The organism is Schinkia azotoformans (genome assembly GCF_035811335.1).
Classification (GTDB): domain Bacteria; phylum Bacillota; class Bacilli; order Bacillales; family Bacillaceae_J; genus Schinkia; species Schinkia azotoformans.
Genome location: NZ_JARSMD010000019.1, coordinates 284,757 through 310,632 on the forward strand (window position 1 = coordinate 284,757; position 25,876 = coordinate 310,632).

26 protein-coding genes and 1 other annotated feature (1 of these 27 running past the window's edge) are annotated in these 25,876 nt (G+C 38.0%); of the genes, 21 read left to right on the forward strand and 5 right to left on the reverse strand.

The window, feature by feature from the left end; translation table 11 throughout:
- Positions 1 to 138: a binding site (T-box leader), on the forward strand; it begins 115 nt to the left of the window's first position.
- Positions 139 to 205: 67 nt separating this feature from the next.
- The 14 genes from ileS to pyrE (P9E47_RS12405) all read left to right on the forward strand — a co-directional run bounded on the left by ileS (position 206) and on the right by pyrE (P9E47_RS12405) (position 16,719).
- Positions 206 to 2,971 (forward strand): isoleucine--tRNA ligase, encoded by a 2,766-nt coding sequence (ileS, locus tag P9E47_RS12340; RefSeq protein WP_326163568.1) that lies wholly within the window; start codon positions 206 to 208, stop codon positions 2,969 to 2,971.
- A 199-nt stretch (positions 2,972 to 3,170) separates the two neighbouring features.
- A complete protein-coding gene (locus tag P9E47_RS12345; protein ID WP_326163570.1) occupies positions 3,171 to 3,482 on the forward strand; it encodes a TraR/DksA C4-type zinc finger protein in 312 nt (103 codons plus the stop codon).
- Positions 3,483 to 3,535: 53 nt separating this feature from the next.
- A complete protein-coding gene (gene lspA / locus P9E47_RS12350) occupies positions 3,536 to 4,036 on the forward strand; it encodes a signal peptidase II (RefSeq protein WP_275450121.1) in 501 nt (166 codons plus the stop codon).
- The gene (locus P9E47_RS12355; protein WP_326163571.1) at positions 4,023 to 4,934 is read left to right on the forward strand and encodes an RluA family pseudouridine synthase; all 912 of its coding nucleotides are present in this window, start codon (positions 4,023 to 4,025) and stop codon (positions 4,932 to 4,934) included. Before lspA ends, P9E47_RS12355 begins: the two co-directional genes overlap by 14 nt.
- Before the next feature lie 226 nt (positions 4,935 to 5,160).
- The gene (gene pyrR / locus P9E47_RS12360) at positions 5,161 to 5,706 is read left to right on the forward strand and encodes a bifunctional pyr operon transcriptional regulator/uracil phosphoribosyltransferase PyrR (protein WP_003329712.1); all 546 of its coding nucleotides are present in this window, start codon (positions 5,161 to 5,163) and stop codon (positions 5,704 to 5,706) included.
- A gap of 32 nt (positions 5,707 to 5,738) precedes the next feature.
- Positions 5,739 to 7,046 (forward strand): solute carrier family 23 protein, encoded by a 1,308-nt coding sequence (locus P9E47_RS12365; protein ID WP_003329711.1) that lies wholly within the window; start codon positions 5,739 to 5,741, stop codon positions 7,044 to 7,046.
- A 130-nt stretch (positions 7,047 to 7,176) separates the two neighbouring features.
- Positions 7,177 to 8,079: an aspartate carbamoyltransferase catalytic subunit gene (locus P9E47_RS12370; protein WP_003329709.1), complete on the forward strand. Its 903-nt coding sequence runs from the start codon at positions 7,177 to 7,179 to the stop codon at positions 8,077 to 8,079.
- Between the two features lie 20 nt (positions 8,080 to 8,099).
- Positions 8,100 to 9,395 carry a dihydroorotase gene (locus P9E47_RS12375; protein ID WP_087946143.1) on the forward strand — a complete coding sequence of 432 codons (1,296 nt, stop codon included), beginning with the start codon at positions 8,100 to 8,102 and terminating at the stop codon, positions 9,393 to 9,395.
- Positions 9,392 to 10,492, forward strand: a complete 1,101-nt coding sequence (locus P9E47_RS12380; RefSeq protein WP_003329707.1) for a carbamoyl phosphate synthase small subunit — start codon at positions 9,392 to 9,394, stop codon at positions 10,490 to 10,492. The genes P9E47_RS12375 and P9E47_RS12380 overlap by 4 nt, the downstream gene beginning before the upstream one ends.
- A complete protein-coding gene (gene carB, locus P9E47_RS12385) occupies positions 10,477 to 13,689 on the forward strand; it encodes a carbamoyl-phosphate synthase large subunit (RefSeq protein ID WP_326163572.1) in 3,213 nt (1,070 codons plus the stop codon). Before P9E47_RS12380 ends, carB begins: the two co-directional genes overlap by 16 nt.
- Positions 13,686 to 14,462 carry a dihydroorotate dehydrogenase electron transfer subunit gene (locus tag P9E47_RS12390; RefSeq protein WP_326163574.1) on the forward strand — a complete coding sequence of 259 codons (777 nt, stop codon included), beginning with the start codon at positions 13,686 to 13,688 and terminating at the stop codon, positions 14,460 to 14,462. Before carB ends, P9E47_RS12390 begins: the two co-directional genes overlap by 4 nt.
- On the forward strand, positions 14,463 to 15,404 hold the full coding sequence (locus P9E47_RS12395; protein ID WP_326163576.1) for a dihydroorotate dehydrogenase: 942 nt from the start codon (positions 14,463 to 14,465) through the stop codon (positions 15,402 to 15,404). It begins immediately after the preceding gene.
- Positions 15,373 to 16,086 carry an orotidine-5'-phosphate decarboxylase gene (gene pyrF, locus P9E47_RS12400; protein WP_326163577.1) on the forward strand — a complete coding sequence of 238 codons (714 nt, stop codon included), beginning with the start codon at positions 15,373 to 15,375 and terminating at the stop codon, positions 16,084 to 16,086. Before P9E47_RS12395 ends, pyrF begins: the two co-directional genes overlap by 32 nt.
- Positions 16,087 to 16,719, forward strand: a complete 633-nt coding sequence (gene pyrE, locus P9E47_RS12405) for an orotate phosphoribosyltransferase (RefSeq protein WP_003329702.1) — start codon at positions 16,087 to 16,089, stop codon at positions 16,717 to 16,719. It abuts the gene before it with no gap.
- Between the two features lie 41 nt (positions 16,720 to 16,760).
- On the opposite strand, the gene P9E47_RS12410 is transcribed toward pyrE (P9E47_RS12405), so the two are convergent.
- A complete protein-coding gene (locus P9E47_RS12410; protein ID WP_157382046.1) occupies positions 16,761 to 16,910 on the reverse strand; it encodes a hypothetical protein in 150 nt (49 codons plus the stop codon).
- Positions 16,911 to 17,532: 622 nt separating this feature from the next.
- Here P9E47_RS12410 and P9E47_RS12415 point away from each other — a divergent pair.
- From P9E47_RS12415 to pyrE (P9E47_RS12430), 4 genes are all read left to right on the forward strand, one after another.
- Positions 17,533 to 18,741: a chymotrypsin family serine protease gene (locus P9E47_RS12415; protein ID WP_326163578.1), complete on the forward strand. Its 1,209-nt coding sequence runs from the start codon at positions 17,533 to 17,535 to the stop codon at positions 18,739 to 18,741.
- Between the two features lie 406 nt (positions 18,742 to 19,147).
- Positions 19,148 to 20,368, forward strand: a complete 1,221-nt coding sequence (locus P9E47_RS12420) for an IS701 family transposase (protein WP_326163594.1) — start codon at positions 19,148 to 19,150, stop codon at positions 20,366 to 20,368.
- A 119-nt stretch (positions 20,369 to 20,487) separates the two neighbouring features.
- Entirely contained in the window at positions 20,488 to 21,177 is a 690-nt protein-coding gene (locus P9E47_RS12425; protein ID WP_326163580.1) for a hypothetical protein, read from the forward strand.
- Positions 21,178 to 21,407: 230 nt separating this feature from the next.
- Positions 21,408 to 22,028 (forward strand): orotate phosphoribosyltransferase, encoded by a 621-nt coding sequence (pyrE, locus tag P9E47_RS12430; RefSeq protein ID WP_326163581.1) that lies wholly within the window; start codon positions 21,408 to 21,410, stop codon positions 22,026 to 22,028.
- Positions 22,029 to 22,070: 42 nt separating this feature from the next.
- On the opposite strand, the gene P9E47_RS12435 is transcribed toward pyrE (P9E47_RS12430), so the two are convergent.
- A complete protein-coding gene (locus tag P9E47_RS12435) occupies positions 22,071 to 22,220 on the reverse strand; it encodes a hypothetical protein (protein ID WP_326163582.1) in 150 nt (49 codons plus the stop codon).
- A gap of 390 nt (positions 22,221 to 22,610) precedes the next feature.
- On the opposite strand from P9E47_RS12435, the gene P9E47_RS12440 reads away from it, so the two are divergent.
- From P9E47_RS12440 to P9E47_RS12450, 3 genes are read left to right on the forward strand one after another with little or no spacing between them, the layout of a single operon-like run.
- A complete protein-coding gene (locus P9E47_RS12440) occupies positions 22,611 to 22,976 on the forward strand; it encodes a hypothetical protein (RefSeq protein ID WP_326163584.1) in 366 nt (121 codons plus the stop codon).
- A complete protein-coding gene (locus P9E47_RS12445) occupies positions 22,976 to 23,560 on the forward strand; it encodes a matrixin family metalloprotease (protein ID WP_326163585.1) in 585 nt (194 codons plus the stop codon). The genes P9E47_RS12440 and P9E47_RS12445 overlap by 1 nt, the downstream gene beginning before the upstream one ends.
- 33 nt (positions 23,561 to 23,593) lie before the next feature.
- Positions 23,594 to 24,268 carry a hypothetical protein gene (locus tag P9E47_RS12450; RefSeq protein ID WP_326163586.1) on the forward strand — a complete coding sequence of 225 codons (675 nt, stop codon included), beginning with the start codon at positions 23,594 to 23,596 and terminating at the stop codon, positions 24,266 to 24,268.
- Between the two features lie 273 nt (positions 24,269 to 24,541).
- On the opposite strand, the gene P9E47_RS12455 is transcribed toward P9E47_RS12450, so the two are convergent.
- From P9E47_RS12455 to P9E47_RS12465, 3 genes are all read right to left on the reverse strand, one after another.
- On the reverse strand, positions 24,542 to 24,778 hold the full coding sequence (locus P9E47_RS12455; RefSeq protein ID WP_326163587.1) for a DUF5348 domain-containing protein: 237 nt from the start codon (positions 24,776 to 24,778) through the stop codon (positions 24,542 to 24,544).
- A 68-nt stretch (positions 24,779 to 24,846) separates the two neighbouring features.
- On the reverse strand, positions 24,847 to 25,167 hold the full coding sequence (locus tag P9E47_RS12460; RefSeq protein WP_326163589.1) for an ExeA family protein: 321 nt from the start codon (positions 25,165 to 25,167) through the stop codon (positions 24,847 to 24,849).
- Between the two features lie 107 nt (positions 25,168 to 25,274).
- Positions 25,275 to 25,712, reverse strand: coding sequence for a hypothetical protein (locus P9E47_RS12465; RefSeq protein WP_326163590.1), 438 nt, complete (start codon positions 25,710 to 25,712; stop codon positions 25,275 to 25,277).
- Positions 25,713 to 25,876: the final 164 nt, after the last annotated feature.

Sequence of the window (25,876 nt, forward strand, 5' to 3'; positions counted from 1 at the left end):
ATGAGGTTAGCCAGTAAGCTTGGGCGTTTTATTCACGTTACGAATAGTAAAGCGAGCTTAATTATACAAGTATATGGAATATTATACTTTTATTTGCTAATTTGGGTGGTACCGCGGGAATACCTTCTCGTCCCTTTCTTGGGATTGAGAAGGTTTTTTTATTGTAAAAAAATAGCTTATGCATTAAAAATAGGAGGATTTTATAATGGAATATAAAGATACATTGCTTATGCCGAAAACAGAGTTTCCGATGAGAGGCAATTTGCCAAAACGCGAACCTGAAATCCAAGCAAAATGGGAAGAACAAAATATCTATAAAATGGTCCAAAAAAGAACGGAAGGACGCCCATTGTTTGTCCTGCACGATGGACCTCCCTATGCAAATGGTGATATTCATATGGGTCATGCCCTTAATAAAATTCTTAAGGATATGATCGTTCGCTTTAAATCAATGAGCGGCTATCATGCTCCGTATGTACCAGGCTGGGATACACATGGTTTGCCGATCGAAACAGCGTTGACTAAAAACAAAAAAGTAGATCGCAAAAAAATGAGTGTCGCTGAATTCAGGAAACTTTGTGAAGAATATGCTTATGAGCAGGTCGACTGCCAACGCGAACAATTTAAACGACTTGGTGTTAGAGGGGATTGGGAAAATCCTTATATCACTTTAACAAAGGGTTATGAAGCGCAACAAATTAAAGTTTTCGGGGAAATGGCAAAAAAGGGTTATATTTATAAAGGGTTAAAGCCAGTTTATTGGTCACCATCATCCGAATCAGCTTTAGCTGAAGCAGAAATCGAATATCAAGATAAGCGTTCTGCTTCGATTTATGTTGCTTTTCAAGTAAAAGATGGCAATGGTGTCCTAGCAGGGGATGAAAAAATCATCATCTGGACAACAACACCTTGGACTATTCCGGCGAACCTCGGTATTTGTGTACATCCTGAGTTGGAATACAGCGTAGTTGAAGTGGATGGCGAAAAATATGTTCTAGCATCTGCATTGTTGGAATCAGTTTCAAAAACAATTGAATGGGAAAATGTAAAGGTTGTTAAAACTGTAAAAGGTGCAGAGCTTGAAAATGTAGTAGCCCGTCATCCGTTCTATGAGCGTGATTCATTAGTCATGCTTGGAGAGCATGTCACGACAGATGCAGGTACAGGTTGTGTACACACTGCTCCTGGACATGGTGAAGATGACTTCTTAGTTGGTAAAAAGTATGGATTAGATGTATTAAATCCTGTTGATGATAAAGGATATTTTACAAGTCAAGCACCTGGCTTTGAAGGCTTATTCTATGATGATGCGAATAAGGTTGTATCAGAGAAATTACAGGAAGTTGGCGCATTATTAAAGCTTACTTTTATTACACACTCCTATCCGCATGACTGGAGAACGAAGAAACCGGTTATTTTCCGGGCGACAGCACAATGGTTTGCATCGATTAAGGATTTCAGAGAACAATTGCTGCAGGCTATTAAAGAAGTGAAATGGGTTCCTGCTTGGGGTGAAACTAGATTATTCAATATGATTAAAGACCGTGAAGATTGGTGTATTTCCCGTCAACGTGCCTGGGGTGTTCCGATCCCAGTATTTTACGGTGAAGATGGTGAACCGATCATTACGGATGAAACAATTGCACATGTCTCTAATTTATTCAGAGAACATGGTTCAAACGTATGGTTTGAAAGAGAAGCAAAGGATTTATTACCGGAAGGGTTCACATCACCACATAGTCCAAATGGCAAGTTTACTAAAGAAACGGATATTATGGATGTTTGGTTTGATTCCGGTTCTTCCCACCAAGCGGTGTTAGTAGAACGGGAAGAATTGCAGCGTCCGGCCGACTTGTATTTAGAAGGTTCTGACCAATATCGCGGCTGGTTTAATTCATCTTTATCAACTGGTGTTGCTGTAACTGGAAAAGCTCCATATAAAGGCATTTTAAGCCATGGCTTTGCATTAGATGGTGAAGGTCGGAAAATGAGTAAATCTCTAGGAAATACTATCATTCCTAATAAAGTCATGGATCAATTAGGTGCCGATATTTTACGCCTATGGGTTGCCTCTGTTGATTATCAGGCTGATGTTCGCGTATCCGACGCGATCTTAAAGCAGGTGGCTGAAGTATATCGGAAAATTAGAAATACGTTCAGATTCTTACTTGGAAACTTAAGTGATTTTGATCCTGCTGTTGATAAGGTTTCCCTAAATGACCTGCGCGAAGTTGATGTTTATATTTTAGTGAAACTGAACAAGGTCATTGATAAAGTTCTGACATCATATGAAAACTATGATTTTGCCGGAATTTATCATGCCGTAAATAATTTCTGTACGATTGAATTGAGCTCTTTTTACTTGGATGTGGCAAAGGATGTTATTTACATCGAGGCTGCAAATAGTAAAAACCGTCGTTCAATCCAGACAGTTCTTTACGAAACATTGCTTGCTTTAACTAAATTAGTAACCCCAATCCTGCCGCATACTGCAGAAGAAGTATGGGAGTACATTCCAGGTGTTACAGAAGAAAGCGTTCAGCTTGTAGATATGCCTCAAGTGACAGAAATTGCGAACGCAGCAGCTATTGAAGAAAAATGGGATACCTTTATGGAAATTCGTGATGATGTTTTAAAAGCTCTAGAAAATGCTCGTAATGAAAAAGTAATCGGCAAGTCATTAACAGCAAGCATCACATTATATCCAAATGCTAAATATAAGGAGCTTCTACAAAATATTGAAGATTTACAAAAACTATTCATTGTCTCACATTTAGAAATGGCTGGAGATCAAGGCAATGCTCCAAGTGAGGCACAAAGCTTTGATACTTTGTCAATCGTCGTTAAACCGGCTGAGGGCGAGACTTGTGAACGCTGCTGGGTTGTTACACCAACAGTAGGAGCAGTAGCTGAACATCCAACATTATGTAAAGACTGTGGAACAACCGTTCAAGAGCATTATGTGAAATAAATAGAAAAGCGGAAGGCGCACATTTGCAGTGCGCCTTTTCAATGTCTAGCTCCAGCACCCTGCGACTAGTAGATTTCGCTAAATGGGTGCTATCGCTTTTCGGCTTGTAAATGTTGCCTGTCTAAATATATTCGTTCTGGCAACAATAAGCTTACAATTTAATCACATAACTCAAAGTTTCCAAGGAGGCAGCTTGATTATGAACGATCTTTATGCACAAGTTAAAGCAGAGCTTGAATTAACTAGAACGGAACTGGAAGAAGGATTAAATCGAACTTCGTATTATAATCGGGAAAAGTTAAACCAAGTAGATCACCATATTCAAGCCGAACTACAGGATGTGAAACGAACATTGCTCAAAATGGATCTAGGACTATATGGGGTTTGCGAGGAAACCGGTGAAAGGATACCAACAGAACTGTTAAAGGTTGTTCCAACAGTTAGAACACTTCGTGAAGCAGAGGCAATGACACAATTTCCATATCTAGTTGAACAGCCTCTATATTGTTAATTTGCCAGCGACTATGCTACAATTTTACAGAAATAAATTTTTGGCATAGGAAGATCGGAGGAGCATTGGTGATTTATTATTTTATCGCAATTATTGTTATTTTAATTGATCAATGGTCGAAATGGCTCGTTGTTAAAAAGATGGAACTTGGGGAAAGCATCACAATCATTGATCAATTCTTTTATTTAACCTCACATCGCAACCGGGGAGCTGCATGGGGGATTTTACAAGGTCAAATGTGGTTTTTCTATATCATAACTATTATTGTCATTATTGCCGTTATTTATTACATCCGGAAATTGGCGAAAAAGGACCCGTTAATGGGCTGGTCATTAGGTCTTATCCTTGGGGGAGCGATTGGGAATTTTATAGATCGCCTTATTAGAAAAGAAGTAGTCGACTTTTTTGATTTCTATTTGAATTTTTATTTCTTCAAATATAATTATCCAATATTCAATGTTGCGGATGCAGCACTTGTCGCTGGGGTGATCCTCATATTAATACATACTTTGCTGGAAGCTAAAAAGGAGAAAAAGGTAAATGGAGAAGTTTGAAGCAACAATAACAAGTGCTAACGAAAATGAGCGAATTGATAAAGTGTTATCTACCTTCAATGAAGAATGGTCACGAAGTCAAGTTCAACAATGGATTAAAGATGGACTTGTAACTGTTAATGGAAAAGATATTAAAGGAAATTATAAATGCAAGCTGGATGATTATATCGAACTTCAAATCCCAGAACCGGAGATTTTAGATGTTTTACCTGAAGAGATGAATCTCGATATCTATTATGAAGATTCTGATGTCCTAGTCGTTAATAAACCAAAAGGGATGGTTGTGCATCCAGCTCCAGGCCACTTATCCGGCACCCTCGTGAATGGACTGATGGCGCATTGTAAAGATTTATCGGGAATAAATGGGGTTCTAAGACCGGGTATTGTTCATAGAATTGATAAAGATACATCAGGATTACTAATGGTAGCCAAAAATGATATGGCCCATGAATCATTAGTAGACCAGCTAGTTAATAAAACTGTCTTAAGAAAATATAAAGCCTTGGTTCATGGAAATATTTCACACGACAATGGCACAATTGATGCGCCGATTGGCCGGGACAAAAATGATCGCCAAAGCATGACGGTGACCGATGAAAATAGTAAAACAGCTGTAACCCATTTTCGGGTGCTAGAAAGATTTAAAGATTATACCTTTGTTGAATGTCAGCTTGAAACCGGCCGTACTCACCAAATAAGAGTTCATATGAAGTATATTGGCTATCCTTTAGTTGGTGATCCAAAATATGGCCCGAAAAAAACAATGGATCTTGGTGGGCAAGCACTTCATGCAGGTATATTAGGATTTATTCATCCGCGCACAAAAGAGTTTTTGCAATTTGAAGCACCACTGCCAGGAGAATTTGAAGAATTACTAAATAAACTTCGAAAAAGCTAATTGACAAAATTCGATATTAGTGGGATAATTTTTTTAGAAAATAAATAGGTCCTTTAACTACAGTCCCGTGAGGCTGAGAAGGAAATCGTGATATGAATACTAGGGGAAGACTGTCCTCTTATCTTCGTGTACAAAAAACGATCCTCTCGCCAATCGGTGAGAGGATTTTTGCTTTGTCTATAAAATTGACATTTTGGAAAATTAAAAATAAAGAGGTGGAGGCAACATGAAGGAAAAAGCGATTGTCCTTGATGAACAAGCCATTCGTAGGGCATTAACACGAATAGCGCACGAAATTATTGAACGTAACAAAGGAATTGAAAACTGCCTTCTAGTTGGTATTAAAACTCGAGGAATTTATTTAGCAAATCGCCTCGCAGAAAGAATAAAACAAATTGAGGGAAATCCGATACCGGTTGGGGAAGTAGATATAACCCTTTATCGCGACGATTTAACGACGAAGACTTCGAATAATGAGCCAATGATCCATGGGTCTAGTATACCAGTGGACATTAAAGAACAAACGGTAATCCTAGTTGATGATGTGTTATATACAGGTCGAACGGTTCGGGCCGCAATGGACGCCATAATGGATATCGGCCGACCATCCCAAATTCAATTGGCTGTTTTGGTTGACAGAGGACACCGGGAACTGCCCATTCGAGCAGATTTCGTTGGAAAAAATATTCCGACATCCAGTTCAGAGGTCATTGTTGTTGAGTTGAATGAAGTAGATCCAATTGATCAAGTAAGCATTCATGAGAAAGAATAAGCTACAGATTAAGAGAATAGGGGAAGAGAATAATGACAAGACAAGACATCGTATTAGACGTACATGAAAGACCAAAAGTCCCGCAATGGATTTCTCTTAGTATTCAACATTTGTTCGCCATGTTTGGAGCAACGATCTTAGTACCTTTCCTAGTTGGATTGAGTCCATCGGTTGCCCTAATTTCAAGTGGGTTGTCCACACTTGGATACTTAGTTATTACAAAAGGTCAAATACCAGCATACTTAGGCTCTTCCTTTGCCTTTATCGCGCCTGTTATTGCAGCTAAGGCCAGTGGTGGCCCTGGTACGGCCATGCTAGTTGGGTTTATGGCAGGGATGATCTACGGAATAGTGGCCTTACTAATAAAACAGTTCGGAGTTAAATGGCTTTTAAATATCTTGCCACCGATTGTTGTCGGACCTGTTATTATGGTTATCGGCCTTGGGCTTGCAGGAAACGCGGTTAATATGGCAATGAGAATCGACCCTAATGATGCGGCTACCTACAGTTCTTTGCACTTTTCTGTTGCATTAGTCACACTATTCTTAACAATAATAGCAACGATGTTTTTTAAAGGATTCTTTGGGGTTATTCCTGTATTATTCGGAATCGTTTGTGGTTACACCTATGCAGCTATCGTTGGAATTGTTGATTTTTCAGGGGTGACCGCAGCAAAATGGTTTGAAGCACCTGAACTGTTAATTCCCTTTGTAACATACTCTCCAGAATTAAAATGGAGTGTTGCGATTGCGATGCTTCCGGTTGTCATTGTTACATTTTCCGAAAACATCGGACACCAGATGGTTCTTAGCAAAGTTATTAATCGAAATCTACTTGTTAAACCAGGCTTACATAGGGCGATTGCAGGTGATGGATTTGCGTTAACATTAGCTTCCCTCATCGGTGGTCCTCCGAATACGACGTATGGAGAAAATATCGGGGTTTTAGCGATTACGAGAGTATTTAGCGTGTTTGTAATTGGCGGTGCAGCAGTATTCGCAATTATATTTGGGTTTATTGGCAAGTTTAGCGCATTGATTAGTTCAATCCCAACCAATGTAATGGGTGGGGTATCTATACTATTGTTTGGGATTATCGCCTCATCTGGGTTAAGGATGTTGATCGATAATAAAGTGGATTTCAGTAAAAATAGAAATTTAATTATTGCCTCTGTAATATTAGTAATTGGTATTGGCGGGGCCTTTATTCAAGTAACTGAACAAGTTCAAATTTCCGGTATGGCATTAGCAGCCATTATTGGTGCAATACTGAACTTTGTCTTGCCTGGCAGAGAAAAGAATGTTGATGAAAATGCATTGTTAAGTGAAGACAACAACTAAGATTAAACACACTTTAAATGTGGTCCAGAGAGGCTTATAAGGGTGTTCCAAGTGCACCCTTGTATATACAAATACAGATGGGTGTTTTTTTAAACCTAATTTGTTCATTAATCGAATGGGGGCAAATGAAATGAATCATTTATTAACAATGTCAGGCCTAACTTTGAATGAGATTGAGAATATTCTTCATGAAGCAGAGCAGTTTTCCGAGGGGAATAGTTGGAAGGTCGATCATCAAATGTTTGTCGCTAATATGTTTTTTGAACATAGTACACGGACAAGGAATAGCTTTGAGGTAGCAGAAAAGAAGCTGGGATTAGAGGTCTTAAATTTTTACGCGGAAAGCTCTAGTGTTCAAAAAGGTGAAACTTTATATGATACGGTACGAACATTGGAATCCATTGGTATTAATGGGGTTGTCATTCGCCACCATGAAAATAATTTCTACCAAGAGCTTGTAGGAAAAATAAACATTCCGATTATCAATGCCGGTGCAGGTACAGGAGAGCATCCAACTCAATGCCTACTTGATTTATTAACGATTAAGCAGGAATTTCAAACATTTAAAGATTTAAATGTTGCGATTGTCGGTGATATTAGCCATAGCCGCGTTGCCCATTCAAATTATGATGCTTTAACAAGACTAGGTGCCAATGTAGTGTTTTCAGGCCCAAATGAATGGCAGGATAATACAGGTAAGTTTATTTCAATGGATGAAGCTGTGCGCGAAGCAGATGTGTTGATGCTGCTCCGGATTCAGCACGAACGACACGCGGGGCAAATGGGGAATTCGAAAGAAGAATACCATCAAGCCTATGGTTTAACGATTGAGAGAGAAAAGACTATGAAAAAGCACAGTATTATCATGCATCCCGCACCGGTGAATCGCGGAGTTGAAATTGCTGATGAATTAGTTGAATGTGATCGTTCACGAATTTTTAAGCAAATGCAAAATGGAGTTTTTGCCAGAATGGCTGTCTTAAAACGTGCATTTGAAACACAAAAGATAAATGAACTGACTGTACAACTGTAAGAAGCAGAAAATAAGGGGGTATGATCGTGTCATTACTATTAAAAAATGCTAGAACATTTAATTTTGCTGGAGATTTAGAAAAAAAAGATATCTTAATTGAAAATGGAATCATTACTCGAATAGAGGATGTTATCAAGCAAGATACAGTAGAGAATGTAAGAGATGTAGAAGGGAAAATTGTGACTCCTGGTTTTGTAGATTTGCATGTTCATCTACGTGAGCCGGGTGGTGAGAAGAAAGAAACAATTGAAACGGGTACCCTTGCTGCAGCGCGAGGTGGATATACGACTGTAGCAGCAATGCCGAATACACGCCCCGTTCCAGATACAAAAGAACAGCTCGAATGGCTGCAAAATCGTATAAAAGAAACAGCCAAAGTAAGAGTACTTCCTTATGCATCGATTACCATACGCGAGCTTGGTGAGGAGCTAACTGATTTTAAAAGCTTAAAGGATGCAGGAGCATTTGCTTTTACAGATGATGGTGTCGGAGTTCAAACAGCGGGAATGATGCTAGACGCGATGAAAAAAGCGGCAGAATTAGACATGGCAATCGTGGCTCATTGTGAAGACAATTCCTTAATCAATAAAGGTGCTGTCCATGAGGGTGAGTTTTCAAAGAAACATGGGGTCAATGGAATTCCATCTGTATGTGAATCAGTTCAAATTGCAAGGGACGTGCTTCTTGCTGAAGCAGCTGGTTGCCATTATCACGTTTGCCATATAAGTACAAAGGAGTCTGTTCGAGCTGTTAGAGATGCAAAAAGGGCAGGCATAAATGTCACAGCAGAGGTAACTCCACATCATTTACTACTTTGTGACGAAGACATTCCAGGTCTTGACACTAATTACAAAATGAACCCGCCATTACGCGGAAGAGAAGATCGTGATGCGTTAATAGAAGGTTTATTAGATGGTACGATTGACTTCATTGCAACTGACCATGCCCCTCATACAGAGGAAGAAAAAGCATGGAAGATGACTGAAGCACCATTTGGAATTGTAGGATTAGAAACAGCCTTTCCATTGTTATATACACATTTTGTCCAATCTGGGAAGATGGCTTTAAAACAACTTATCGATTACTTAACGATTAAACCATGTGAGACATTTGGTTTACCGTATGGGAAAATTGAAGTTGGCAGTATTGCAGATTTAGTAGTACTAGATGTCGAAAAAGAAGAAGAAATTGATAGTTCAACGTTTTTATCAAAAGGAAGGAATACACCATTTAACGGCTGGAATTGTAAAGGCTGGAACGTACTAACAATTGCTAATGGAAAAATTGTTTGGGAGAAGGAGAGTGTTGCGGAGTGAAACGTCAGTTAATATTAGAAGATGGAACAGTATTTGTAGGTAAAGGGTTTGGAAGCATGAAAGATACAACTGGTGAGGTTGTATTTAGTACAGGGATGACAGGCTATCAAGAGGAAATTTCAGACCCATCCTTCTGTGCCCAAATCGTTACGTTAACGTATCCATTAGTTGGCAATTATGGGATTAATCGTGATGACTTCGAATCCATTTCACCTGTGATTCATGGTCTGATTGTCAAAGAAGCTTGTGACTCCCCTTCTAACTGGAGAAGCCAGGAAACGTTGGACGAATATTTAAAGAGTAAAGATATTCCTGGGTTACAAGGAATCGATACACGGAAATTAACAAGAATCATTCGTCAGCATGGTACTTTAAAAGGTGCCATCTGCGGAATGGACGTTGATGCCCAGGATATCATTGAAAAACTCAAAAAACAGCCATTACCAACAGACCAAGTGGCCCAAGTCTCAACAAAAACAGCTTATCCAAGCCCAGGCAGAGGCTATCGTGTCGTCTTGGTTGACTTCGGCATGAAGCACGGCATCTTACGTGAGCTTAATAGCCGTAATTGTGATGTCATTGTAGTTCCATATAATATTACCGCAGAAGAAGTTTTACGTTTAAAGCCTGATGGCATTATGCTTTCAAACGGGCCTGGAGATCCAACGGATGTACCGGAAGCGATTGAAATGATCAAAGGTGTGTTAGGTAAAGTGCCTGTATTCGGAATTTGTTTAGGGCATCAGTTATTCGCCCTTGCCTGTGGTGCAAGTTCAAGTAAAATGAAATTCGGTCATCGCGGTGGAAATCATCCTGTTAAGAATGTCAAGACCGGTGCAGTAGATATTACTTCACAAAATCACGGCTATACCGTTGACATTGATTCAATTGCAAATACACGTCTAGAGGTTACACATGTCGCCTTAAATGACGGCACGGTTGAAGGTTTACAGCATCTAGATTATCCGGCATTTACGGTACAGTATCATCCCGAAGCATCACCTGGACCAGAGGATTCAAACCATCTTTTTGATGATTTTATAAACTTAATCGAAACTCAAAAGAAAGAAGGCGAAGCTGTATGCCAAAACGCGTAGACATCAAAAAAATATTAGTAATTGGATCAGGACCCATTGTTATTGGGCAAGCGGCGGAATTTGATTATGCAGGCACACAAGCATGTCAAGCCCTAAAAGAGGAAGGCTATGAAGTTATTCTAGTAAATTCAAATCCAGCTACGATTATGACAGATACGGAAATCGCGGATAAAGTTTACATTGAACCACTTACGTTAGAATTTGTCAGCCGAATCATTCGCAAAGAGCGGCCAGATGCGCTTCTTCCGACACTTGGTGGCCAGACAGGTTTAAATATGGCTGTGGATTTGCACAATTCAGGAGTTTTAGAGGAATGCAGTGTTGAAATTTTAGGTACAAGATTGTCAGCAATCCAAAAAGCGGAGGATCGTGATGAATTCCGTACACTTATGAATGATCTTAGCGAGCCGATTCCCGAGAGTGCGATCATTCACACGGTAGCTGAAGCTTTAACTTTTGTTGAGGAAATTGGTTACCCTGTCATCGTCCGTCCGGCTTTTACATTAGGTGGTACAGGTGGCGGAATTTGTGCAAATGAAGAAGAATTGAAAGAAATCGTTGCAAGTGGTCTTAAATACAGCCCGGTAACACAATGTTTAATTGAAAAAAGCATCGCTGGCTTCAAGGAGATTGAGTTCGAGGTTATGCGAGATTCAAATGACCACGCCATTGTCGTATGCAGCATGGAAAACTTTGACCCAGTTGGAATCCATACCGGTGATTCCATCGTTGTGGCACCGTGCCAAACATTGAGTGACCGTGAATATCAGATGTTACGCAATGCATCATTAAAAATGATTCGTGCCCTGAAAATTGAAGGTGGATGTAACGTTCAATTGGCACTGGACCCATATAGCTATAATTACTATGTAATCGAAGTAAACCCAAGGGTGAGCCGTTCTTCTGCACTTGCATCAAAAGCGACAGGCTATCCAATTGCGAAGCTTGCTGCTAAGATTGCGGTGGGTTTAACACTTGATGAAATGATGAACCCTGTAACTGGAAGGACTTATGCTTGCTTTGAACCAACAATTGATTATATCGTTTCCAAAATTCCACGTTGGCCATTTGATAAATTTGAATCAGCTAACCGTAAGCTTGGTACGCAAATGAAGGCTACTGGTGAAGTAATGGCTATTGGCCGCAATTTTGAAGAATCATTATTAAAAGCGGTCCGTTCTTTAGAAGCAAAAGTTTATCATATTGAAATTGAAGACATGGAAGAACTTGATGCCGAAACACTTCAAAAGCGAATTGAAGTGGCAGATGATGAGCGTCTATTCGTAATTGCTGAAGGTTTGCGTCGCGGTGTCACTGTTGAACAAATCCATGAATGGAGCAAAATTGACCGCTTCTTCCTTGATAAACTAAAGGGAATCATTGATTTTGAAGGTGAATTTAAAAAAGAGCCAATGAACGCTGAGCTTTTACGTGATGCCAAAGAGAAAGGCTTCTCTGATATTGCAATCGCTAAGCTTTGGAATAAAACGGAAAGAGAAATTTATGACTTCCGTAAAGAAAATGGAATTATGCCAGTTTACAAAATGGTTGATACATGTGCAGCAGAATTTGAATCAGAGACACCATATTTTTATGGCACATATGAAGAGGAAAATGAATCAATTTTAACTGCTAAAGAAAGCGTCCTTGTACTTGGTTCTGGACCAATTCGGATCGGGCAAGGGGTAGAGTTTGATTATGCGACAGTACACTCTGTGTGGGCTATTAAAGAAGCAGGCTATGAAGCGATTATTATCAACAATAACCCGGAAACAGTATCAACAGACTTTAGTACATCAGATAAGCTTTATTTTGAACCATTAACAATTGAAGATGTCATGCATGTCATCGAAGTTGAAAAACCAATTGGGGTTATCGTTCAGTTTGGCGGACAGACTGCGATTAACTTAGCAGCTGAGCTATCAGCAAGAGGTGTGAAAATACTAGGTACTTCACTTGAAAATATGGACCGAGCAGAAGATAGAGATAAGTTTGAACAAGCTTTATCAGCGATTGGGATTCCAATGCCGAAAGGAAAAACAGCAACGTCTGTTGAACAGGCTGTCAAGGTTGCAACAGACATTGGCTATCCTGTTCTAGTACGTCCATCTTATGTACTAGGTGGCCGTGCAATGGAAATTGTCTACCATGAAGAGGAATTGCTTCATTATATGGAGAATGCGGTAAAAGTAAATCCGGAGCACCCGGTATTAATTGACCGCTATATGATTGGTAAAGAAATTGAAGTAGATGGTATTTCTGACGGCGAAAACGTGTATATTCCGGGAATTATGGAACATATCGAGCGTGCCGGGGTCCATTCAGGTGACTCGATTGCTGTCTATCCATCACAAACATTGTCAGCGGAAATTAAACAGCAAATCATTGATTATACAACTAGAATTGCTCGCGGCTTAGAAATTGTCGGCTTGCTAAATATTCAGTTCGTTGTTTTTGAAAACCAAGTGTATGTCCTGGAGGTTAACCCACGCTCAAGTCGTACTGTACCTTTCTTAAGTAAGATTACTGGTGTGCCAATGGCAAACATCGCAACAAAGGTCATTTTAGGGGAATTGCTTCCAAACTTAGGTTATGAAACAGGCTATCATCCTGAAAGCAATGAAGTGTTTGTAAAAGCACCGGTATTCTCGTTTGCCAAGTTACGTAGAGTTGATATTACACTCGGCCCTGAAATGAAATCAACGGGTGAAGTTATGGGGCGTGATGTGACACTTGAAAAAGCCTTATACAAAGGGTTGGTTGCATCTGGAATTTCGATCCCAAGCTATGGCGCTGTATTATTAACAGTCGCTGATAAGGATAAAGAAGAAGCGATCGATATTGCCCGTCGTTTTCATCGAATCGGCTACCGTCTTCTTGCAACAGCAGGGACAGCAGCTCGAATTCAAGAAGAAAATATTCCGGTAACCGTCGTTAATAAAATTGGTTCAGAGGACCATAACTTACTAGATGTTATTCGCAACGGGGAAGCCCAATACGTTATTAATACATTGACTAAAGGAAAACAGCCTGCTCGTGACGGCTTTAGAATTCGTCGTGAATCCGTTGAAAATGGAGTGGCCTGCTTAACATCACTAGATACGGCAACAGCAATTCTACGGGTTTTAGAGTCAATGACGTTCTCAACAGATGAAATGCCAAAGTTTGAAAAAGCAAAGGTGGTCGTACCTCAATGAAAAAACAATGGATGAAAGTTGTTTCGCAAGCTGAAATTGCAAAAAACATATATGAGCTTGTTCTTGAAGGAGAACTTGTAGTCGAAATGCAAGAAGCTGGACAATTTGTTCATCTGAAAGTTGATGAGAGTATCGATCCATTATTAAGAAGACCGATCAGTATCTGTGATATTGACCAAGAAAATAAAAAATTCACAATGATTTACCGAGCGGAAGGAAAAGGAACAACACTGCTTTCTAAGAAAAAAGAAAATGAAGAAGTGGATGTCCTTGGCCCACTTGGTCACGGCTTTCCAATTGATGAAATTGAAGCAGGAGAAACAGCGTTACTAGTAGGAGGCGGCATTGGAGTGCCGCCGCTCTACAATCTCTCAAAACGGTTAGTAGAAAAAGGTGTAAACGTGATTCATGTATTTGGCTTTCAAGATCAATCCGTGATGTTTTATGAGGAGAAATTTAAAGAGTTAGGTCCAACTTTTATCGCAACAGTTGATGGCTCCTACGGTACACAAGGCTTTGTTACAGATGTAATTTCGCTTGAAAACATACAATTTGATTGTTTATTTGCATGTGGACCAACTCCGATGTTAAGGGCACTAGACGAGCGTTTTCATGATAAAAAAGGCTTTATTTCATTAGAAGAGCGGATGGGTTGTGGCATTGGCGCTTGCTTTGCTTGCGTATGCCATTTACAGGAAGACCCAAGTGAGGCATCCTACCGCAAAGTGTGCAGTGATGGACCGGTATTTCCAATTGGGGAGGTTTTGATATAAATGAATCGACTTAATATAAGCCTTCCGGGATTAAATTTGAAAAACCCCATTATTCCGGCATCCGGCTGCTTTGGTTTTGGACGTGAATATAGTCAGTTTTATGATCTGTCAAAACTAGGTGCGATCATGATTAAAGCAACGACAGCGGAACCAAGATATGGTAATCCGACTCCAAGGGTAGCGGAGACAAGCGCAGGGATGCTAAATGCAATCGGCCTGCAAAACCCAGGTCTGGAGACTGTCCTTGAGCGGGAGTTACCTTGGCTTGAACAATTTGATGTACCGATTATCGCCAATGTTGCCGGTTCCCAAGTGGAGGATTATTTACAAGTTGCGGAAAAAATATCAAAAGCGCCGAATGTACATGCGCTCGAGTTAAATATTTCTTGTCCAAACGTAAAAAGCGGTGGAATTCAGTTTGGAACGGTGCCTGAAGTGGCTTTTGAACTAACTAAACAAGTAAAAGAAGTCTCTAGTGTTCCAGTTTACGTTAAACTGTCACCGAATGTATCTGACATTGTTGAAATGGCTGTTGCTGTTGAAGAAGCAGGGGCTGATGGGATCACAATGATTAATACGCTCCTTGGAATGCGAATTGATTTGAAAACTGGCAAGCCGATTTTAGCTAATAAAACAGGTGGTTTATCAGGACCTGCGATAAAGCCTGTAGCGATTCGAATGGTTTACCAAGTAAGTCAAAAGGTGAATATTCCAATCATTGGTATGGGTGGAATTAGTACTGCTGAAGATGTTGTTGAATTTTTTATGGCAGGGGCAAGTGCTGTTGCTGTCGGAACAGCAAATTTTGTCGACCCGTTTGTGTGCTTAAACTTAATTGATGAATTACCGCCGCTTTTAGACAAGCTTGGTGTCGGACATATTTCAGAGTTAACAGGAAGGAGCTGGGATCGTGACAACAAGACCGCTAATTGTAGCTCTTGATTTTCCGAGCAAACTCGAAGTCCAGCAATTTCTTGCCGAGTTTGAAAATGAATCCCTCTATGTAAAAGTAGGGATGGAGCTCTTTTACAAAGAAGGTCCACAAATCCTCACGTTTTTAAAGGATAGCGGCCATAAGATTTTTTTGGATTTAAAGCTACATGACATTCCGAATACAGTGAAAAGTGCGATGCGCAATCTGGCCTCTCTTGATGTGGATATTGTCAATGTCCATGCTGCCGGCGGCAAGCAAATGATGGAAGCTGCATTGGAGGGCTTAGATCTAGGTACACGTGCCGGTTGTGAGCGACCAAAATGTATTGCTGTTACGCAATTAACAAGCACTTCTCAAGAAATGTTACAAGAGGAATTGTTAATCAATGAAGGGCTTGAATCGGTTGTTGTGAGTTATGCCAAAAATGCAAGTAAGAGCGGATTAGATGGCGTTGTGTGTTCAACCTGGGAAGTAGAAAAAATTCTTGAAGCGTGCGGACAAAGCTTTTTAACAGTAACACCGGGAATCAGATTGAAAAGCAACTCTGTTGATGACCAAGTACGGATTGCAACACCAGAAGAAGCACGAAACAGAGGTAGCTGGGGGATCGTTGTCGGAAGACCGATTACAAAAGCAGAAAACCCGCTTGAAGCTTATAAAATTGTACGTAATGAGTGGGAGGGTAAATAAATGAAACGAGAAATTGCCTCACAATTATTAGAAATAGGCGCTGTACATTTAAGACCAAGTGAGCCATTTACATGGTCTTCTGGCATAAAGTCACCAATTTATTGCGATAATCGCTTAACATTATCGTATCCAGGGCTTCGTAAGGAAATTGCGAAGGGCCTTGCAGGCTTAATCGAAACGGAATTTAAAGGATGCGAAGTCATAGCCGGAACTGCAACAGCTGGCATCCCACATGCTGCGTGGATAAGTGATCTATTAAATTTACCGATGTGCTATGTCCGTAGCAAACCAAAAGGTCATGGTAGAGGCAATCAGATCGAAGGTGCTGTAAAGCCGGGACAAAAAGTCGTCGTTGTTGAAGATTTAATATCAACAGGCGGAAGTGTGATTACAGCTGTAGAGGCACTACGAGAAGCAGGTTGTGAAGTGCTAGGTACGGTTGCTATTTTTACGTATGAATTGGAAAGAGGCTATAAACAGCTTGAAGAAGCGAACATTAAAGCATTTGTGTTAAGTAACTATTCTAATTTGATTGAAGTAGCGTTAGCAAAAGGCTTAGTAAGTGAAGCTGAGCTTGAAAAATTAAAAGAATGGCGTAAAAATCCAGAGGATGAAAGCTGGATGACGTTGTAAAAAGACAGGAAAAAACCCTCATTATAAGAGGGTTTTTTCCGTTAATTTATTAATTTGATCTCATCAACGTGCACTAAAATCGTTCGGTATGAGCCTATCTCGCGTATTTCACAATAATTGCTGGTATAAATGTAATAAATCGTATAGGCCTTTTCAAGGTAGAAAACTTTATCCCCAACACTAACTTCCATTTGCCGTAATCCTCCAGTTGCATTTCTATATAAGTAACAATAAAAGGAAGTGTATCTTTTTCCGATCAATATAAATCTCCGTATATTAAACATACCGTATAATTTCATTCATCAACAACGTAATTTTATTGCGGTTTACCGCAATTGTATTTCGGTAGGGTTGAGCTAACTCTTAGATGGGCAACGAACCGCAATGACCGAAATGAAAACCCGCAATACCGAACGAAAAAAATATGCGGAATACTGCAAAATTTTTTCGTTGTATTTGTCGTAAAAAGTAGATTAGCATTATGTTTAAGAGATCTCTTAATAAAATAGTTTTGAAGAATTGTATTAATCTATTGACGAGTTGCCTCTAACATCAATAATAGGAAGCCAAACTTGCGATCTATTAGAGGTTGTAGAAGTACGCCGTTAAGTAGCATCTACGATATTCTGTTCTAAATTTGATACACAAGGATGGAATTAGCTAAAGTATAGAAAGTGTGTATTCAAGTAGTTAAAGATTCATTGTAAAAAATAAATATATAATATTTCGAACAAATTTGTCATTCTATAGTATAACTTCATTTTTTAGGGAAGATAATAGTCGGAATTTCTGAAAATTCAGAAGGGAAAAATAGTGTCAAAAAAATATTTAAAAGCAAGAAAATATTTAAAGTCTATTACTTTATCATTATTTACAACAGCATTATTTGTTATACCATCGTTTGGTATAACAAGTGCAAATACTAATTTTTCAATATCACCGCAGCTCCAGCAAGAATCAAAAGATGCTGAAGCGAATCGACTGTATCAGAAAATTATTGATTATGTTGAAGCGGATTCAGATATTCAATACTCAGGTGCTTTCATTGACGACGAAGGAATTTTAAATGTGGGTTTAGTAGGCAAAGAAAATAAATACAGAAATGTATTTAAAGAACTTGCTGTAAACACACCAATCAAATTTTATAACGGAAAACACACTTATAAACATTTAAGAAAAGCTCAGATTGATTTAAGAAAAGCTGATTGGTTAAAATTAGATTTAGGTATTTCTTCTGTATATGTTGATGAAAGTAAAAACAAATTGGTTATTGGACTTCAAGATAAAAGCGCAAATACTGATAATATTAAAGAATTTGTATTAAAAAATACAGCCCTTCAAACGGAGGATTTTGTATTTGAACATGAAGGTCCGGCTTATCCTCAAGCAAATACCGTATATGGTGGACTTGAAGTTCAATCTGAGAACCCGTATGGTACTGATGAATTTAGCACTCTTAGTTTCGGAGCAATTGATAGTGCTGGTAATTATGGTGTTGTTATTTCAGGGCATTCTAATGCGGGCGAAGGAACTGCAGTCTATGAGGGTAATGAATATATAGGAGAAGTTACGAAAGACCCATCAGGTACTAGATATAGCGATGCCTCTTTCGTTAAAACTCAATGGACAACTGTTAAAGGATATATTTTTAGTTTACCTGTTAATACGTATATTAGTTCAAACTATATAGCTGTAGGAGCCTTGGTAGTACGACATGGCGATAATAGTGGTTCAGATCAGGGCAAAATTGTAGCAAAATATGTTGATAAGGCAATGACAGGTGGTTATAAATATAATGATGGATATGTATTAGACGCAATTAAAACAGATGTAGTTTCAGTAGCAGGTGATAGTGGAGCTGCAGTAACATCACCTAAAAACGCTTCTGGTTATGTACAAATATATGGAGTTCATGCTGCAGGTTCATCAACTAATTCATGGTATAGTCCAATAGAAGATGTAATAAGTGAATTAGACTTGGAACGTCCATTATACTCTTCAGATGGACCCAGATCTAATTAAATAACCCTATTAGAACATGGATATTTAAAATGAATTTATTACTATTCTTATTTCAAAAAAAGGATAGCTTTATTATCAAAACCTTGATTTTATCCAACCAAATAGAAGGTAAAATCGAGATTTTTTTATAATGTGCATTTAAAATTCAATTCACCTACCATATACCTCTATTTGAATTTAAAGTTTTAAAAGCAATACATATTTTTATATGAAATGGATATTATGCTAATGTTTTGTTAAATAACTAGGCTCTTGTAAAAAACCTGTCGTATCGAAAATTGCAAAAAGTTAGGACATACTGAGAACCTTTGTCGTTTCCAAAAATAAAAAAAGGACATTCTTACCTTTTTGGTGAAATTTGGGGTTACCATACCTAAATTCCATTAAAAGGAGAGTGTCTAATATTATGGTAACCTTCTATTCACATATCGTCAATTTTATTTTAGCTCTGCAGCCTCAAATTTCTAAACCACAAATGAATCACATGCTGACCTTTATGCACGGTATCATTTTAACAGACGGCAGAATAAACGTACCTCAGATTCGTCGGTCAACTAGTGAAAATCGGGATCTTAGCTGTATGACTCGTTTCTTGAATGAGTCTCTATGGTGTCCAAATCGAGTGACGAGACGCCGACTTCAGTTTGTCATGAATCACATCCAAAAGTCCCGGTCTGAAACCGGAGATACCCGTCCGATTGTATTTTTTATCGTTGACGATACACAATGCAAAAAGGATTGTACGACGAAACGGATGGAAGGCCTTGATAACCACTATTACCATTCTGACGGGAAAACGATATGGTCTCATTGTGTTGTAACTGCTCATGTCGTCAGTGAAAACAATTCTTTTGCTTGGGATTTCCGGTCCTATTTCCAAAAACTCTATTGCCAAAAAGAGGGGATTTCTTTTAAAAGTAAAAATGATCTGACTATTGAGTTGATCAACTCATATCCAGTTAGTGACGATGATCAAGTTTACGTCTTAGTCGATAGTTGGTATACCAGTAAAAAGTTAATCGAAACCTGTTATCAAAAAGGCTTTCATCCCATCGGTGGTTTACGGACGAACAGAAAGATATACCCTGCAGGAGTAGGAATCAAAATATCTGATCTTGCGTCAACTTATATAGAGTCAACTGACCTCCGCCCCGTTACTGTGAATGGTCATACTTATAAAATTTATACGTATGAAGGCAATTTGAGTGATACCGATTATGCCAAAGTCTTGTTGTCTTGGGAAAATAAATTCGATTCGAGTAAAACGCCATTTTGTCTCCATTGCACAGATAGTAGCCTGAATCTCGTAACCATTCTGAGCTATTATAATGTACTTCGGAACATCGAAACCGGATATCGTTATTTCAAGGAGTTATTAGGATTTGACGAATACCAGCTTCTTTCATACAAAGGGATGGAACGTTTTTGGTGCATTGAGTTCTTAACCTATAACTATGTAGAATACCAACGTCAAACGTGGCAAAAGGAACTCCCATTAAGGATCAGTGATGTAGTTTGGCGTATCCGAAAAGACCATCTATGTCAACTTGTGGTATACGGTTATGAACAAGCATTGTCGAAAAAATCACTGATGGATGTGCTGAAAGACCTAAAATTGGCGGTTTAAAAAAATTCCAAATCGCTAGACGGGATACGTATGCCCTTTTTTAGGTGAATTTCTAAAATATGCAAGAGTCAAGTAAATAATTATATATACATATTTTTTAGTGTATGGGGGTAAAGCATTTGGGAACTAGAAAAATATTTTTAGTATTGCTTTTATTCAGCGTTTTAGTACTATATTCATGTAGTGAAAAAATTAATAAAAATGAAAATAATGTTGAGTATCAAGATGATAAAATGCTTGGGTTTGTAGAAAAAGTTTATAGTGATAAAGATTTGATTGTCGTTAACATTAATGACTGGTTCCATAGAGATATTCCCAAAGATGAAGACACAGTAATCGCATCTAATATTATTTCAGAAGTGAAAACAAATGATAATACGGTATTTCGATATGAGAATGGAACAAAAGCAGAATTCGAGACTTTAAAAATCGGACAAAAAGTACTTATAACACCACCAATATTTCAAAATAAGAAAAATGTATTAGCAATGGAAATAGTTTTGTTAGATTTGACGTATCATGAAAAATTAAGAGATTTTTTATCTAACGACACAAATAAATTACGAGTATCAATTATTCAGGATGCAGTGAACCCGTTATCCTATGATTCTGAGGATATGTCTGATTTGATTAGCCAAGAACCCACTCTAAATTTTCATGATTATCAGAAAGATTTTGTTGTTGATTACAAAAAGGAGTTTGACATTGAAAAGTTACCGGTTATCCTCGTTTTTGATACAGAAAAACTTCTTTTTAAAACATATAATGTGAAGGAAGCCACGAACTTTATAAGAGAGTGGAAGAACTAATTAAAGAGATTTGATCTTAAAATTAAAATTGAAAATAATTGAGACAAAAAATTTCGATCTTATCCTTCGAGTGTATATCAATAGGTTGTATAGAACGTCTCTTTAATGTTTTGGAAAGCTTTCGCAGATTTATTAAATTATCAACCCGAAAACTACAATCGTAAGAGTGAGGAACTACACCAATTTTTACAGGATTTATGTCATCAGATTAATCATGAGATGCATCTTCAATGAAGTTTGATATAAAACCCATAGGGGCGGTGCATTTACGGCCAAGTGAACCATTTACATGGTCCTCTGGGATAAAATCACCGATTTATTGCGATAATCGCTTAACATTATCGTATCCAGGGCTTCGTAAGGAAATTGCGAAAGGCCTCGCAGGATTAATCGAAACAGAATTTAATGGCTGCGAAGTCGTGGCTGGAACAGCAACAGCCGGCATCCCTCATGCGGCATGGGTTAGCGATCTACTTAATTTACCAATGTGCTATGTCCGCAGTAAGCCGAAAGGTCATGGTAGGGGGAATCAAATCGAAGGTGCTGTAAAGCCGGGTCAAAAAGTCGTCGTTGTTGAAGACTTAATTTCAACCGGCGGCAGTGTGATTACAGCTGTTGAAGCACTTCGTGAAGCCGGCTGTGAAGTGCTTGGTACAGTTTCTATTTTTACGTATGAATTAGATCGAGGCTATAGACAACTTGACGAAGCGAACATCAAAGCTTTTGCTTTAAGTGACTATTCTAATTTAATTGAAGTCGCTTTAGAAAAGGGCTTAGTAAGTGAAGCTGAGCTTGAAAAATTAAAAGAATGGCGTAAAAACCCAGAGGATGAAAGCTGGATGACGTTGTAAATAAGATGACAAAAAACCCTCATGAAAAGAGGGTTTTTTACGTTATAAAACTAATTTGATCTCATCAAAATGTACTAAAATTGTTCGGTATGACCCTACCTCGCGTATTTCACAATAATTGCTGGTATAAATGTAATAAATCGTATAGGCCTTTTCAAGGTAGAAAACTTTATCCCCAACACTAACTTCCATTTGCCGTAATCCTCCAGTTGCATATCCATATCAGTAACAATAAAAGGAAGTGAATATATCTTTTTTTCGATCAATAAAAATCCTTGTATATTAAACATAACGTATAATTTCAATTGACAACAACGAAATTTTATTGCGGTTTTCCGCAATCGTATTTCGGTATAACCTAGCCAATTCTTAGATGGATAGGGAACCGCAATGACCGAAATGAAAATCCGCAATACCGAACGAAAAAAATATGCGGGGATTAGCAATATCTTTTCTTGGATTACTTTGATAGATTAATAGTGTACTTAACTAGTTAAGCGAATAAGAAAAATAATAATTTAGAACCATTTATTGAATACATCCGTGATAATTTATTAATTAATTGGTACTACATCGCCAGATATGTCAAGATCAATCAATTACTGGATTGATGAAAGTTGGTATGTTGCTAAGGCAGAAAATAATAGCACTAACCTATGGGCTAAACTTAAATTTGCAACAGATTATCAACATCCTGCAAATATTTTAGTAGACACTAAATACTTAAGTGGGTATAACGGAAAATCGGTAAACCATTTTCTAACAGCAAGAGGATATAGTCAGGATACTGATGGTACTAATAAAAAAATTCATTTAGTTGACCCGCATTACAGTAGTACTTATACCGGTTACCATAATTATGAACCTTATAATAATGTTTACAGTGCAGTAAATGCTCAAAGCTGGTGTGAAAATACAAGACTAATAGTAGAATTGGAGGAGAAATAATGGAAGGAAGAACACTTTTTAAAAATATCAAAAAGTTCGTTATCGGGGGTTTAATGGTTACCTCTCTTTTAATGGGCGCCAACCAATCTTTTGCTGCTGACCATTCAGGTCATTACAATCGGAACTTATGGAATTATGATGATTGGGAACATGACAGTAATGGCAAAGTCAATGTTGTATATAGCTATATTCAAATTGGAGATGTTAATTATTTATCAGAGGTTAATCAAAGTGTGTATCACTGGGATTATGAAGTTTTAGGTGGCGCACAGCCTTTTGAATTCGAATATGATCACGCTGTAAATGCAAATGTTCGGATTTCAAGTGATGATTTTGGTAATGTTGATTGGATTGGACGGGCAAATGTGGGTTCAGCGACCAAAACAATTCAATTAAATGAATATCATGATTTAAATAAAGGGTATTATACTTCTTCATATTATACAGTACTAAACCATGAATTTGGTCATGTATTCGGTCTAGATCATTACGATTGTTCTTCTGAAGTTATGTACAAAACTTCGCCCAACTATATGAAAGATTTATATATCGGGGATGAAGCAGGGGTTGCTCGTATCTACTAAGATAAATAACATGAATTTTAGGGAGGGTTTACTATGAAATTTAAAAAAATAGCAGTCGGAACAATATTATCCTTTTCGATTTTAGGCAGTGCAACATTTCTTGGGTATTCTTTGTTATCTGAAAACAGTGAGACAATAGATCGTGGCTCAGCGGTTGTTTCAACAGATTTTAGTACCTTGGAGGATCTTGCGGAAGCTTCCCCTATCGTTATAACAGCACAAACAAAAGATGAAGGCGAAATCTTCACTTACTCTGATGTCGAGTTCATGAAAACGCAAATTAAAGTGAATGATATTTTAAGAGATGAATCCAATCAATTGAAAAAAGGTCAAACCATCACTTTACTTCAAACTTATGTAAATGAAGATCCTGCAATAGAAAAAAATGAAAAGGTCTTACTCTACCTCGAACAATATGAGGGAAAAGTAATTGACGGGCTTGCTTTTACTGTAAATGGATTAGAACAAGGACATTTTAAAATTAAAGATGGAGAAATTATCTCAAAATCAAATAATGGCAAAATCAAAGATAATACTAAAGGCCGCAACTTGCGGGATGTAAAACAAACACTAAGTACAATTGCTTATGATGAAAATGCTCAAATGGCTGAACCGGCACCTGAAAGTGATAAACAAAAATATATAGAGAATCTAAAAAAAGCTGGAATTGAATTAACTGAGGAAGAATTAGCTGAAAAGTTTAAATAAACATATAAAACCCGCTATATCCTATTGCAAATAATGGGCAAGCGGGTTTTCTTTAATTTATTGAGGTATTCGGATTTCTTGGTTGCTGTCATTAATCACCCTATCTGTCGGTAGTTTCAGAACCGACTATGACGGTGATTTTTTTAATTTGTACCTGTCATTTTCGTTGGCGATATACATTAGCCTTAGAAATTGACGGAATCTCTTATCCATAGTTTGACAGATGTAATGCTAAAAAGGGAAGCTGACCATCTGGTCCAACTTCCCTTCTTTCTAAATATCAACCCGATAGGTTTCATTAGGTTTTAAATAAAATTTTGTATCATTGCGGCCAACGATAATATACCATTCTCTCCCGAGTTCCATCCGGCACGAAAGTTTCCTGCCGTCCCCAAGATGAAGTTCAAACCAATCACCACAACAAACTTTGTATCCGGTATTGTCCCCCCAAAAGACCACCCAACAATCTATATCCTCAAAATATTTCATATCCTTCCAACGGCTTTTCATCTTGTTTTCCCTCGTATTCTAGAATTCTTTATATTCGTTCAAGATTCGATCTACATGCATCGCATCAACTAACTTTTTTTTCGAACAACGGCATCAAGTAAGCAGGCTGTACATACATTGTTGATCTCACGGGGAATTCCTCGGGTATGTCCATAAATCGAATCAATGGCTTCCGCTGTAAAAATGGGATGCTTAGCACCTGCAGTTTCAAGTTGATGTTCAATATATTTTCGTGTTTCCTCCCGATCCAATCCTCCCAAATGATATCGGACATTCATTCGCTGTGTAATCGGTTTAAACAGACGCATCTGAAGCGTTGAACGCAATTCAGGCTGTCCAACCATCACCAATGCCAACGGAGATACACTATCAATCAGAAAGTTGGTCAAAAAGCGAATTTCTAATCGACAAGTGCCAGTGGCACTTGTCGATTAGAATATCAACTGCAAGAATGGCAAAAACAGTGCATTTCTAAAAAATGTAAGAGTCAAGTTGATTATTTATCCTCTCTACTTGTGTTGGCATTAAAAATACTAAGTATTAATGTTAAACCTGCTGTAATCCCAAACACTTCCAAAGAAGAGAGTCTTAATACCCAATAAGGAATGAATGAAAATGTTAGATTTTCGATTATAGATTCAAGCGTAATTAATATGGGATAGCTAAATGAAATTAATATGCAAGGAATAGTTACACCATATAATAAAGATGGATTTAAATTTATTGTCCACTTTTTTACAAAAATTAAAGAAATATAGATTCCAAAAAAAATAGAAATAAATAAATTAGATAGAATTACAGGAAAATAATTTAATGTGTCATTCGTAGTTTGTTTAATATAATTGTCGTAATTTAAACTTAAACTAGATAAAATGCATAATCCAACAATCCAAATTATTTTCCAAAAATATGGTGACAGTTTAGATTTTTTCATGAAAGACTCCTCATTTTTCTAAATTTCATTTTAATAGTATTATAGCTTCAAAATTTATAAACAAACAATTTCCAAAACAAAAGACCGCATTCTCCAAATGCAGTCTAATGCGGTGCAATAAGCCCACGGTCTTCCTATGCAGGAATAAAGTGGACCCCATTGTC